The organism is Mesorhizobium sp. M7A.F.Ca.CA.002.15.2.1, assembly GCF_003998715.1.
In the GTDB taxonomy this organism is placed as follows: Bacteria; Pseudomonadota; Alphaproteobacteria; order Rhizobiales; family Rhizobiaceae; genus Mesorhizobium; species Mesorhizobium ciceri.
Window position 1 is genome coordinate 1 of record NZ_RZPI01000101.1, and the last position, 11,389, is coordinate 11,389.

At 65.7% G+C, this 11,389-nt stretch carries 13 protein-coding genes; 6 read left to right on the forward strand and 7 right to left on the reverse strand.

The features are described 5' to 3' along the window. Positions 1–750, reverse strand: a 750-nt coding sequence (locus ENZ74_RS08815; RefSeq protein WP_164760974.1) for a xanthine dehydrogenase family protein subunit M, incomplete at its 3' end; no start/stop codon positions are given. Further along, positions 747–1,244 carry a (2Fe-2S)-binding protein gene (locus tag ENZ74_RS08820; protein WP_013530705.1) on the reverse strand — a complete coding sequence of 166 codons (498 nt, stop codon included), beginning with the start codon at positions 1,242–1,244 and terminating at the stop codon, positions 747–749. The genes ENZ74_RS08815 and ENZ74_RS08820, both read right to left, overlap by 4 nt. Positions 1,245–1,531: 287 nt before the next feature. Between ENZ74_RS08820 and ENZ74_RS08825 the strand changes: the two genes are divergently transcribed. Both ENZ74_RS08825 and ENZ74_RS08830 read left to right on the forward strand, forming a co-directional pair. Next, on the forward strand, positions 1,532–2,152 hold the full coding sequence (locus tag ENZ74_RS08825) for a TetR/AcrR family transcriptional regulator (protein ID WP_024501664.1): 621 nt from the start codon (positions 1,532–1,534) through the stop codon (positions 2,150–2,152). A 56-nt stretch (positions 2,153–2,208) separates the two neighbouring features. After that, positions 2,209–3,207 carry a bestrophin family ion channel gene (locus tag ENZ74_RS08830; RefSeq protein WP_063168584.1) on the forward strand — a complete coding sequence of 333 codons (999 nt, stop codon included), beginning with the start codon at positions 2,209–2,211 and terminating at the stop codon, positions 3,205–3,207. A 62-nt stretch (positions 3,208–3,269) separates the two neighbouring features. Here the strand turns inward: ENZ74_RS08830 and ENZ74_RS08835 are convergent, their stop codons facing one another. From ENZ74_RS08835 to ENZ74_RS08845, 3 genes are all read right to left on the reverse strand, one after another. After that, a complete protein-coding gene (locus tag ENZ74_RS08835; protein ID WP_063168583.1) occupies positions 3,270–4,274 on the reverse strand; it encodes an NAD(P)-dependent alcohol dehydrogenase in 1,005 nt (334 codons plus the stop codon). Positions 4,275–4,314: 40 nt separating this feature from the next. Next, complete coding sequence (locus ENZ74_RS08840; RefSeq protein ID WP_024501661.1) at positions 4,315–4,575, reverse strand: hypothetical protein; 261 nt, start codon at positions 4,573–4,575, stop codon at positions 4,315–4,317. Between the two features lie 83 nt (positions 4,576–4,658). After that, entirely contained in the window at positions 4,659–5,411 is a 753-nt protein-coding gene (locus ENZ74_RS08845) for a thioredoxin family protein (protein ID WP_013530710.1), read from the reverse strand. 300 nt (positions 5,412–5,711) lie between these two features. Between ENZ74_RS08845 and ENZ74_RS08850 the strand changes: the two genes are divergently transcribed. The 3 genes from ENZ74_RS08850 to ENZ74_RS08860 all read left to right on the forward strand — a co-directional run bounded on the left by ENZ74_RS08850 (position 5,712) and on the right by ENZ74_RS08860 (position 8,590). Next, complete coding sequence (locus ENZ74_RS08850) at positions 5,712–6,932, forward strand: hypothetical protein (protein ID WP_063168582.1); 1,221 nt, start codon at positions 5,712–5,714, stop codon at positions 6,930–6,932. A 33-nt stretch (positions 6,933–6,965) separates the two neighbouring features. Beyond that, positions 6,966–7,598, forward strand: a complete 633-nt coding sequence (locus ENZ74_RS08855; protein ID WP_013530712.1) for a PQQ-binding-like beta-propeller repeat protein — start codon at positions 6,966–6,968, stop codon at positions 7,596–7,598. A gap of 161 nt (positions 7,599–7,759) precedes the next feature. After that, the gene (locus tag ENZ74_RS08860) at positions 7,760–8,590 is read left to right on the forward strand and encodes an aldo/keto reductase (protein ID WP_174299083.1); all 831 of its coding nucleotides are present in this window, start codon (positions 7,760–7,762) and stop codon (positions 8,588–8,590) included. 96 nt (positions 8,591–8,686) lie between these two features. On the opposite strand, the gene ENZ74_RS08865 is transcribed toward ENZ74_RS08860, so the two are convergent. After that, on the reverse strand, positions 8,687–8,992 hold the full coding sequence (locus ENZ74_RS08865; RefSeq protein WP_013530714.1) for a hypothetical protein: 306 nt from the start codon (positions 8,990–8,992) through the stop codon (positions 8,687–8,689). 208 nt (positions 8,993–9,200) lie between these two features. Here ENZ74_RS08865 and ENZ74_RS08870 point away from each other — a divergent pair, with 208 nt between their 5' ends. Next, positions 9,201–10,703: an ATP-binding protein gene (locus ENZ74_RS08870; protein ID WP_013530715.1), complete on the forward strand. Its 1,503-nt coding sequence runs from the start codon at positions 9,201–9,203 to the stop codon at positions 10,701–10,703. A 133-nt stretch (positions 10,704–10,836) separates the two neighbouring features. On the opposite strand, the gene ENZ74_RS08875 is transcribed toward ENZ74_RS08870, so the two are convergent. Continuing rightward, on the reverse strand, positions 10,837–11,389 hold a 553-nt coding region (locus ENZ74_RS08875; RefSeq protein ID WP_127312733.1), incomplete at its 5' end, for an oxidoreductase.

Below are 11,389 nucleotides of genomic sequence, written 5' to 3' on the forward strand. Positions count from 1 at the left end.
GAGCGCTGCCGCGGCCGATACGACGGCAAAGGCATAGGAGGTGCGTTCGCGGACTTTGAGGTAACGGGCATTGGCGGAGAAGGAGGCGGCCTCCGCCGGCAGGCGCACCGCCACGATCAGGTCGCCGGGCTCCAGCGCATTCTCCCGCTGCGGCGTTTCGCCGGGAAGCCGGTGAAATTCCTCCAGCGAAACATGGCGCCGGCCCTTCTTGCCTTCGATCTCGACCACGGCGTCGAGCGCCACCAGCGGCACGCAGAAATCCGACGGGTGGGTGGCGATGCAGGCGTCGCTCCAGCCGAGCACGGCGTGCAGGCGGTTTTCGCCTTCCAGCGCGTCGCAGCCGGTGCCTGGCTGGCGCCTGTTGCAGGCGCTGGCGGTGTCGTAGAAATAGCTGCAGCGCGTGCGCTGCAACAGATTGCCGCCGACGGTGGCGGCGTTGCGAAGCTGCGCCGAAGCGCCCGACAGCAGCGCCTCGGCCACCGCCGGATAGGATTTGGCGAACGCCGGATGGTAGGCAAGGTCGGCGTTACGCACCAGCGCACCGATGCGCAGGCCACCATCGTCCAGCCGTTCGATGCGGTTGAGTTCCGGCAGCCGGGAGATGTCGACGATACGCTCGGGACTGGTGATGCCGCCTTTCATCAGGTCGAGCAGATTGGTGCCGCCGGCGAGATAGGCCGAGCCCGGCTCGGCTGCCGCGGCGATGGCGTCGGGAATGGTGGCGGGCCTGATGTAATCGAAGTCTCTCATGCCGCGGTCCTCCGGTCGGCTTTGACAAGCTGTTGCTGGGCTTCCAGGACGGCCTCGACGATGCCGCCATAGGCCGCGCAGCGGCATATGTTGCCGCTCAGCCCCTCGCGGATGCGTTCGGGATCGTCGCCGGCCTGTCCCTCGGCGATCAGGCCGAGCGTGCTCATGATCTGGCCGGGTGTGCAGAACCCGCACTGGAAGCCGTCATGGGCGATGAAGGCGGCCTGCACCGGATGCAGTTCCTCGCCGTTGGCGACGCCTTCGATGGTCAAGACCTGGGCGCCGTCATGGCTGACCGCCAGCGCCAGGCATGAGTTGATGCGCTTGCCGTCGACCAGCACCGTGCAGGCGCCGCATTGGCCGCGGTCGCAGCCCTTCTTGGTGCCGGTGAGATCGAGCCGCTCGCGCAGCAGGTCGAGCAGGGTTACGCGTGGATCGACCTCCAGTTGGTGTCGGTGGCCATTGATGGTGAGGGTAATGGGAAGGCTGGTCATGGGCGTCTGGCTCCAGTTGCTTGACGCGGATGGGATTGAACTGGTGCCTTGCCGCAGAAGGGCAAGGTAACTGTTCGGTCAGGTCTTGACGGCGAAAGCGGAGATGGCGGATCTCCCGCGAGGCAGGCGGGCAGGGGAGATGTCGGCTTGCGTGTTCGAAAGACGTGACATACCGGTTCTCCTGATTATATGATAAAGGTGCTCCACTAAAACGGAGGCGCCTCCGTTTATTACGTGGTGGCTGACCCTGCCGGATTCAAGCCCCCTGACACGATGTGGAGAAAAAATTGGCCAGCGAGCCGTCCGCCATTGCTGAACAGAAGGCCGAGGCCGTAGACGCAAAGCCGCTGCGCGCCGATGCGCGGCGCAACCGCGACCGGCTGGTCGAGGTTGCGGTGTCAGTCTTTGCCGAGCGCGGCATCGATGGCTCGCTGGAGGAGATCGCGCGCCGCGCCGGCGTCGGCATCGGCACGCTCTACCGGCATTTCCCGACGCGCGAGCATCTGGTCGAGGTGGTCTATCGTCGTGAGGTGGAGGCGCTGTGCGCGGCCGCCGGCGAGCTTGCCCAAAAACATCCGTCCGATGTCGCGCTGGAACAGTGGATGCAGCGCTTCGTCGACTACATCGCCACCAAGCGCGGCCTGGCGACCAGCCTGCGCATTGTGCTCACCACCAATTCGACGCTGTTTTCCGACACGTTCGGCCGGGTGTCGCAAGCCTTGCGACGCCTGGTCGAGGCGGCGGTGGCCGACGGCACCATCCGCGGCGACGTCGACGCTTCCGACGTGCTGCACGCGCTGGGCGGCATCTATTCAGCGCCCGACACCCCCGAATGGCGCGACCGCTCGCGCCGGCTGGTCAAGCTGTTGATGGACGGGTTGCGGTTCGGGGCTGCAAAGGCACAATGAGGCGACCAGATTCCGGCCGTGCAAAACCAGACCTATCGATGAGTTGAGGGGATACGATGTATGTAGGCCGTTCCTACAAACTGATCGATTTCGCGCTGTGGTCGCGGCGCAGCGTCATCTACATGGTGGTGGTGAGCGGTCTGGCCGTGGCGGCCTACCGTCTTCCAGGCATCGCCGGGTTTTCGGTGCCATGGTCGGTGGTGCTGGTGCTTGGCACCACCGTGTCACTCGTCGCCGGGTTCAAGAATTCGCAGGTGTTCACCCGCAGCAGCGACGCGCTGCAGGCTTTTACGCAAATTACGGCCAGCAGCCGTTTGTGGTCCAATTTCTGCAGGGATTTCCTCGACGCGCCGACGGCCAGACAGCTCATCTATCGCCACATCGCCTGGATGACGGCATTGCGCTTTTCCCTGCGCCGGCCGATGCCATGGGAGTCCATGGCGCGGGCCGCCAATATCGAATACCGGCGGCGCTACCGTATCCATGAGGATGCGAGCTCGGTCGGCGACGAATTGCGTCCGCTGCTCGCCGAACAGGCCGAGGACGTCCTGAAATCGCCCCAGCCGGCGATAGCCCTGCTCGAACTGCAATCTGTCCAGGTCAATGCGCTGTTCAAGGACACAAAGCTCCCTCCTCAGATCTATGGCGAACTGACCAAGCTGATCCGCGACTTCCATGACCAGCAGGCGCGCTGCGATCGCATCAAGAACAATCCCTATCCCCGGCAATACGCCATCGTCAGTTCGATGTTCGTCATGATCTTCTGCACACTGTTGCCGTTCGGGGTCGTTCCCGTCTTTGCCGATATGGGCAAACTGGGTGGCGCGCTCGGGTCGATAGCGATCTGGCTGACGATCCCGTTCAGCACGCTGCTCGGCTGGGCCTACATGTCTCTCGACCAGGTCGGCGAAAGCAGCGCCAACCCGTTCGAGGGCAATGCCAACGACGTTCCGATCTCGCAGATCTGCCGCGACATCGAGATCGAGTTGCGTAGCGGGCTCGGCGAGAGCGACCTTCCCAAGCCCCTGCTGCCGGTCAACGACATCGCGACCTAGGCAGGATCACGACGAGGCGCGGCCCCGGCGGTCCCCTTCATCGTGCTGCTGGCGGAGAACGCTCAAACGTCAAGGCAGACCTTGCCGAAATGCTTTCGGGATTCGTAATGAGCGAAGGCGGTGGCGATGTCCTGCAGCGGAAAGTGGCGGTCTATGACGGGCTTCAGCCTGTTGGACTCTATCGCGCGGATCATATCCTCCTGGTCGGCCCGGCTGCCGATGGAAATGCCGCTGATGCGGATCTGGTTGGAAAACAGGGCTGGGATAGACACTTCCGCCGCAAAGCCGGTCAGGACGCCGACCAGCGCGATGTGACCGCCCGTGCGGCAGGCGATAATCGACTGCGCCAGCGTGGCGGGTCCGCCGACCTCGATCACGTGATCGACGCCGCGCCCGCCCGTCAGATCCTTGGCCTTGCGGCCCCAGTCCGGGACGGACTTGTAGTTGATGACGGCGTCGGCTCCGAGGCGCTTGAGCCTTTCCAGCTTCTGCTCGTCGGATGAGGTGGCGATGACCCGGGCGCCGGCGGCCTTGGCGAATTGCAGCGCGAACAGCGATACGCTGCCCGAACCGAGGACCAGCACTGCGTCGCCCGGCTTCACCTTGCCGCACACAATCAGGCCGCGCCAGGCAGTAACGCCCGTGCAGGTGAGCGACGCCGCCTCGACATGCGTATAGCCTGCCGGTGCCCTGGTGAAAGCATGCGCCGGCATGCAGACATACTCGCTGGCGAAGCCGTCGAAACTGTCTCCCGGAATATCGCGCCGGGTGCAGGGCGTCATGTCACCGCGCAGCCACCAGGGATAGAAGACGCTGACGACGCTGTCTCCGGGCCTGAGTGCATCGACACCGTCGCCGAGGGCAATCACTTCGCCGGCGCCGTCGGAGAGCGGAACGCGGCCGTCGGCGAGAGGCATCTTGCCTTGCACGGCAAAGTCGTCGCGCATGTTCAACGCGCAGGCCCGGATCCTGACCAGCACCTCGCCCGGCCCTGGTTGGGGCGGATCTTCCTCGACCAGGTCGAGATTGCCCAAGCCGCCCGGCGCTCTCAGCCTGACCAGTCTCATTGTCTTCTCCGATGTGTGGGGTGTCTAGAATTGGAAGGGCCTAGCGGGCCTGCCGGCCGGAGATCACCCGCAGCCAGGGCGCCAGATGAAAGGCGCTCATCAGCAGATACATCGCAGCCATGCCCGTGAGGGGCGAGGCGTCGGTGCCCATGCACTGCATGGCCGCATCGCCGCTGAAGATGCAGGTGAGCAGCGCCATCACGGCGAAGGTCGGTGCCGCGGCAAGGCAAAGCCAGTCGGCCAGCCCGAGGGTGGCGGCTTCTGGGATCGTGCTGCCGGCACCTGTGTGGATATCGCTCATCGCCTTGATCCTTGATGATCATGCCAGCCACGACAGGTTCCTCTCTCCACGGAGTGGGGAGAGGAACCCAGACTGGACAACCGTTACTGCTCGCCCTTGTCGCGGAATGCGGCCTCGCCGGCAGCAGACACTTCTTCCCATTTCTTGTCGGCCCCGGCGTCGTAATTGTCGTGCCAGTTCCACCAGGAGTAGAGTGGAGTCTGCGGATAGCCTTCGGGCGAATCCTCCCAGATTTCCTGGCGGCCGAGCGGCGTCGCGTCGAGATAGCTCCAGACGGTGCCCATCGCTTCGTCGCCGCGGCTGTTAATCAAGTAGGTGCGGAAGATGCGATCGCCGTCACGGATGAAGACGTTGTGGCCGTGCCATTCGTCGACACCGAAGTCCTTGTCGAAACTGTCAGTGATTGTGTACCAGGGCATCTGCCAGCCCATCCGCTGCTTCAGCCGCGCAATGTCGGCCTGCGGGGCACGCGAAGCGTAGGCAAGCGTGGTGTTGCGGGCGTTGAGATGGGCGAGGTGGCCGACCTGGTCGGCGCCCAGCGAACAGCCGCGGCAGGCGTGATCGGGCCAGCCATGCACGCCGGGCTCGAAGAAGGCGCGATAGACGATCAGCTGGCGGCGGCCTTCGAACAGATCGAGCAGGCTCGCTCTGCCGTTCGGTCCCTCGAACACATAGGCCTTGTCGACTTCCATCCACGGCATGCGCCGGCGCTCGGCGGCCAATGCGTCCTTGGCGCGCAGTGTTGCCTTTTCCTTCACCAGCATCTGTTCGCGGGCGGCTTCCCAGTCCTGCCTCGAAACGATCGGCGGGGTCTTCATTGCGATGTGCTTGGTCATTGGTCGTCTCCTTTGCCAGTCTGTTGTCGCTTGCTGTCAGCCAGAATAGGGCGGTGAAGCGGGAGGGTGGGAGTTACAAGTGTGACGGGATTTGCAGGAGCCGGCCCGTCGCAGCAGGGGTGGCGCATCCTCACGGTGCCTTCGGCCGGGTGGAGAGGAGTGTCGGTTGGCATTGTCGGTTCTCCCTTGGCGTGCCGCGCGTTGCCGATAGTTGCCGATGCGGCTTGCCGGTTGACGGTACGGATTTAAGTTAGGGCGGCGACGCACAAGGGTGGGAGTTACAAGTGTGACGGGATTTGAATGGATTCGCTGATCACCGCGGCTGCGCTGGCACTGGCCGGAGGCGACCCGCTCGGCGCGCTGGATCGCGTCGCCTTGCGCGAAGACCCGCCGGCGCTGGCGCTGCGCGGCATTGCCATGGCGCAGCTCGGTGATCTCGATCGCGCCAAGGCGCTGCTGCGGCGTGCCGCGCGCGGCTTCGGCCCGAAAGAGGCGGTAGCGCGTGCCAGATGCGTCGTTGCCGAGGCCGAGATCGCGCTGGTCTCGCGGGATCTCGGCTGGCCGGCCAAGGCTTTGGATGCGGCGCGGGCGACGCTGGAAAAGCATGGCGACCGGCTGAACGCAGCGCATGCCGGCCACCTCAAGGTGCGGCGCCTGCTATTGATCGGCCGTCTCGACGAGGCCGAAGACGTGCTGGCGGGGCTCGACCCGGCACCGCTTCCGCCGGCCTCGCGCGCCGCCCACGAACTTGCCGTCGCCGGCATCGCGATGCGGCGCCTCAAGACGAAGCCGGCGCGCAGGGCGTTGGAGTGGGCACGCCACGCCGCCCGCCAGGCCGGCATTGCGGGGCTCATCGCTGAAGTCGACCGCGCATTCCTGGCGCTGGACACGCCGGCGGCGCGGCTGATCGCGGCTGGCGAGCAGCGCCCGTTGCTGCTTGAGGACGTCGAGGCGTTGCAGGCGTCGCCGGCGCTGCTGGTCGATAATTTCCGATATGTCGTGCGCCAACAGGAGAAAACGGTCTCGCTGGCCACGCGCCCGGTTCTGTTCGCGCTGGCCCGTACGCTCGCCGAAGCGTGGCCAGGCGATGTGTCCAGGGCGACGCTGATCGCGCAAGCCTTCGGCGGCAGGCACGCCGATGAATCGCATCGGGCGCGGCTGCGGGTCGAGATCGGCCGGCTGCGCACCGAATTGCGGGGCTTGGCCGACATCGGCGCCACCAGCCAGGGCTTCGCGCTGGCGCCGCGCCAGGCACGCGAGGTGCTGGTGCTGGCGCGGCCGATCGAGGAGCGGCACGCGGCGGTGCTGGCTTTCCTTGCCGACGGTGAATCCTGGGCGAGTTCGGCGTTGGCGCTGGCGCTTGGCACCGGGCAGCGCAGCGTGCAGCGGGCGTTGGAGCAGCTTGGCGAGGCCGGCAAGGTGCAGTTTTTCGGTCACGGCCGGGCGCGCCGCTGGATGACGCCTCCACTGGTGGGATTCACGACCACCTTGTTACTCCCGGCCCCGCTGCCGAACGGTTAGGAAGTGACATCGGATCTCAATGAGGACAAGGACATGAAACAGTCAACGGCCGAAATCCTGCGCGAATACGGACCCTTTGCCGATGTGGAGAGGGTGCATGGGGTGAGCTTTGACGGCAGCAATGTCTGGTTTGCCTCGGGCGAGAAGCTGAACGCCTTCGATCCGGAGAGCGGGCAGAACCTGCGCTCGATCGATGTCGCGGCGCATGCCGGCACCGCCTGGGACGGCCAGCATTTCTTCCAGCTTGCCAACGACCTGATACAGAAGATCGACCCTGATACCGGCCAGGTGTTGGCGACTATTCCGGCGCCCGGTGGTGGCGGCGATTCCGGGCTGACCTGGGCCGAAGGAACGCTCTGGGTGGGACAATACCGCGAACGCAAGATCCACCAGGTCGACCCGGAAACCGGTGCGATCCTGCGCACCATCGAATCCAACCGCTTCGTCACCGGGGTGACATGGGTCGAGGGCGAGCTGTGGCACGCCACCTGGGAAGGCGACCAGAGCGACCTGCGCCGCGTCGACCCGAAATCAGGCAAGGTTCTGGAGAAGCTCGACATGCCGGCCGGGATGGGCGTGTCGGGGCTGGAATCCGATGGCGGCGACCGCCTTTATTGCGGCAGCACATCCGCCGGGGTGGTGCGGGCGGTGCGCCGGCCGCGGTGAGGATGCGGCCGACGCCGAAGTCACACTTGCAGGCGCACTTCACACGGCAATTTGTCCGCTGTCGGCTGGCCGTTGCCCCTTGTCGGACCTAGATAGGCTGTGCGCCGGGCGGACGCCCGGCCCAGCTTTGCAAAGGATCCCTCATGCCTGAACAGCCCACCATGCCCGAACAGATTGCATTGAACGACGGCTCCGCCATTCCCCAACTCGGCCTCGGTGTGTGGCAGGTCGACCAGGACATCACCGCCGACGTGGTGGGTTGGGGCATCGAGGCCGGCTATCGCCTGATCGACACCGCCGAAGGCTATCAGAACGAGGAAGGGGTCGGAGAGGCGATCCGCAGTGCCGGCGTGCCGCGGGCTGAGCTGTTCATCACCTCGAAACTGCGCAACGGCGCGCACCAGCGCGATGCGGCCTTGCGCGCCTTCGACGAGACGATGGAGAAGCTCGGCGTCGAACAGATCGACCTGTTCCTGATCCACTGGCCTGTGCCCAGCCAGGACAAATATGTCGAGGCCTGGAAGACGCTGGTCGAACTCAGGCAGGCCGGCCGCATCAAATCGATCGGCGTTTCGAACTTCAACCAGGACCATCTGGAGCGGATCATCGGCGAGACCGGTGTGACGCCCGTCGTCAACCAGATCGAGCTGCATCCCCAGTTCCAGCAGCGCGGTGTCAGGGACTTTCATGCCAAGCACGACATCCGTATCGAAAGCTGGAGCCCTCTGGGCAGCGGCCGGCTGCTCGGCGATCCGACCATTGCAGGCATCGCCAAAAAACATGGCAAGTCCGTCGCACAGGCGATCATCCGCTGGCATCTCCAGGAGGGGCTGATCGTCATTCCAAAGTCGATCCGCAGGGATCGCATCGCCGCCAATTTCGATGTCTTCGATTTCGAACTGGATGCGCAGGACCTGCAGACGATCCGCGGCATGGATTCGCCCGAGGGCCGCAACGGACCCAACCCCGCCACAGCCGCGTTCCTGTTCTGAGAGGCAAGTTTTAACGAGCTGGCAACGAAACTGCTAATCTCCCCCACGAGGGGGGAGATTGGCAGCTTTGCGGCTTTCGCCAATTTCTTGCGCCCCTCAAATCCCGGACCCATCCAACTGCTGGGCGTCTTCGCCTTCCCAGGGCGCCGGCATCGACGCGCGGCTAAGGTTGGCGGTGGGCAGCGGCATCCAGCATTTCAGTTCCGGGTCGGCGTATTCGATGACGCGCCCGGGCGAAGAGTCCGACGCGCGCCAGCCTTCCGAGGCGAACTGGTCGGCACGCGACCAATAGGCAAGGTCGACTTCCGCCGGTCCCTGCTCGGACGGACGCACAGTGACCAGGATGCGGCTGCCGTCCTTCGGCGCCGTCGACATGTGGCGCCACCGTTCGGGCTCGTCCATCGCATTCCTCCTCGCACTCGTAGCGTTGGGAGGAGTGTCGCCTCGTGGTCCGAAGGGGTCAACCCAAAGTTTGCGCCAGGCATCGGCTGATGACCCCTCCAGACGGTGCCTGCACAGTTGTGCGCAACACGCCGCGGGCGGTCATGCACGCTCGACGGGCCGTGACCCAGTTGATAAGCCCGTCTGCGAAAGGAGCGCCTGAGTCGAGATGACCGTTGCGATCGAGATGGGACAGACGACCGCAGGCGCCCCGGCGAAGCTGGATCTCGAGGAACTGCTCGCGACGCGCCTTTTGGTGCAGGGCAATTCGGGCTCCGGCAAGTCGCATCTGCTGCGGCGCCTGCTGGAGCAGAGCGCGCCCTGGGTGCAGCAGACCATCATCGATCCCGAGGGCGACTTCGTTTCGCTGGGCGACCGTTACGGCCATCTGGTGATCGATGCCGAGCAGCATACCGAGCGCGGCCTGCAGGCGGCAGGCGAGCGGGCGCGCATGCATCGCGTCTCCACCGTGCTCAATCTCGAAGGGCTCGACGCCGAGAACCAGATGCGGCGTGCCGCCGCCTTCCTCGGCGGGCTGTTCGAGGTCGCCCGTGACCACTGGTACCCGATGCTGGTGGTGGTGGACGAGGCGCAGCTGTTCGCGCCGGCGGTGGCCGGCGAGGTTTCCGACGAGGCGCGAAAGCTCTCGCTCGGCGCGATGACCAATTTGATGTGCCGTGGCCGAAAGCGCGGGCTGGCCGGCATCATCGCCACCCAGCGGCTGGCAAAGCTCGCCAAGAACGTCGCCGCCGAGGCGTCCAACTTTCTCATGGGCCGCACCTTCCTCGATATCGACATGGCGCGTGCCGCCGACCTTCTGGGCATGGAGCGGCGCCAGGCGGAGGCGTTTCGCGACCTGGAACGCGGGCAGTTCATGGCGCTCGGCCCGGCGCTGTCGCGCCGTCCGCTGGGCCTGCGCATCGGCCCGACGGATACGAGCCCGCGCAACGGAACGCCGCGGCTGATGGCGATGCCGGAAGCAGCACTCGAGGATGCACGCGCGATCATCCTGGCGGCGCCGCCGCCCGAAACGGTGCGCACGCCGCGTCGCCCGGCGTCGCCGGACCTGCTCGACCAGTTGATGGCGGCGAAGTCGGCGGCCTTGGAAATCCGCCCCGAACCGGCGGAGCCGCAAGTCAGCGCCGAGGATCTGGCCGAGCGCCGCGAGCGCGTGGACCGTGTGCTGCGCGCCATCCTGGCGCAGCCCGACGCGGGTTTTCGCGTGATCGGCGTGCTCTATCAGGAGTTCGTGGTCCGCTGCCGCATCGAAGGCCTGGCCTCGGTCGTGCCCGACCTGCCGGAGTTCCGCCGCATGCTGACGCGCGCCCGGGCCGGCCTTGGGTCAGAGACGACACAGGACGACGCATGGCGGGACGTTTCCGTCCGCGCGTCGCTGCTGCCCGACGACATGCAGGGCGTGTTCATGATGATTGCCCGCGCGGCGAAGGAGGGCTGGCCTTGCCCGAGCGACGCCGCGATCGCCCGCGCCTACGGCTCGCACTCGCTGCGCCGCGCCCGGCGCCTCTTGACCTATATCGAGGAGCAGGGCCTCATCGTCTGCCAACTCGACGGGACAGGCCGGCGCACCGTGACACTGGTCGAATTGGCCTGGGCCACCGCACCGGGAGATCCGAATGCCGAGGAGGTGGAGCAGGGAAGCCTGGCGCTGTGAGGCGGCGCGGGTGCTTTGAGCGAATGATGCGATAGGCTTTTTCAGTCACCGTCATCGCGACAAATTTCTGATGGCAACCGTGAAATCGCCGACGGCGAGATGCGTCATGCAGGCGCTTGCGTTTCGATGGCGCTCACCGGTTCGCCCCAATCACCCACTGTTCCTGATCGACGAGCGTGCCGGTCATCGGCCCGGCAGCATCCGAAAGCAGGAAGACGGCGAGGTTGGCGATATCGCTGGTCGAGAACAGGCGGCCGAAGGGTTGCGAGGCGTTGGCGGCATCGAGCCAGCCCGGCCCGTTGCCCAGCGTGTCGGCTTGCATGACGCGTTCGGCCGGCGTGTCGGTCCAGCCGACATTGATGCCGTTGACGCGGATGCGATCGAAGCGATGGGCGTTGGCGGCGTTTTTGGTCAGCGTGGCCAGCGCGCCCTTGCTGGCGGAATAGACGGCGAGCTCCGGCGAGCCGCAATGGTCGTTGATCGACAGGATGTTGACGATGGCGCCGCGCTCTCCGCGCTTCTTCATGTCGGCGATGGCCGCCTGCATGAGGAAGAACGGCGCCCGCGCGTTGACCGCGAACAGCGAGGCCCAGCCGTCGAGATCGGCATCGAGGAACGAGGCCCGGTCGGTCAGCCCTGCGGCGTTGACCAGCGCATCGATGCGGCCGAAGCGCTCGATGCAGGCT

What these genes read in the sequence shown, in the direction of transcription:
- ENZ74_RS08835 (WP_063168583.1), bottom strand. Translation starts at nt 4,274, where the DNA reads ATGAGACTGGTCAGGCTGAGAGCGCCGGGCGGCTTGGGCAATCTCGAC.
- ENZ74_RS08830 (WP_063168584.1), top strand. Translation starts at nt 2,209, where the DNA reads ATGTATGTAGGCCGTTCCTACAAACTGATCGATTTCGCGCTGTGGTCG.
- ENZ74_RS08840 (WP_024501661.1), bottom strand. Translation starts at nt 4,575, where the DNA reads ATGAGCGATATCCACACAGGTGCCGGCAGCACGATCCCAGAAGCCGCC.
- ENZ74_RS08860 (WP_174299083.1), top strand. Translation starts at nt 7,760, where the DNA reads ATGCCCGAACAGATTGCATTGAACGACGGCTCCGCCATTCCCCAACTC.
- ENZ74_RS08820 (WP_013530705.1), bottom strand. Translation starts at nt 1,244, where the DNA reads ATGACCAGCCTTCCCATTACCCTCACCATCAATGGCCACCGACACCAA.
- ENZ74_RS08870 (WP_013530715.1), top strand. Translation starts at nt 9,201, where the DNA reads ATGACCGTTGCGATCGAGATGGGACAGACGACCGCAGGCGCCCCGGCG.
- ENZ74_RS08845 (WP_013530710.1), bottom strand. Translation starts at nt 5,411, where the DNA reads ATGACCAAGCACATCGCAATGAAGACCCCGCCGATCGTTTCGAGGCAG.
- ENZ74_RS08865 (WP_013530714.1), bottom strand. Translation starts at nt 8,992, where the DNA reads ATGGACGAGCCCGAACGGTGGCGCCACATGTCGACGGCGCCGAAGGAC.
- ENZ74_RS08850 (WP_063168582.1), top strand. Translation starts at nt 5,712, where the DNA reads ATGGATTCGCTGATCACCGCGGCTGCGCTGGCACTGGCCGGAGGCGAC.
- ENZ74_RS08855 (WP_013530712.1), top strand. Translation starts at nt 6,966, where the DNA reads ATGAAACAGTCAACGGCCGAAATCCTGCGCGAATACGGACCCTTTGCC.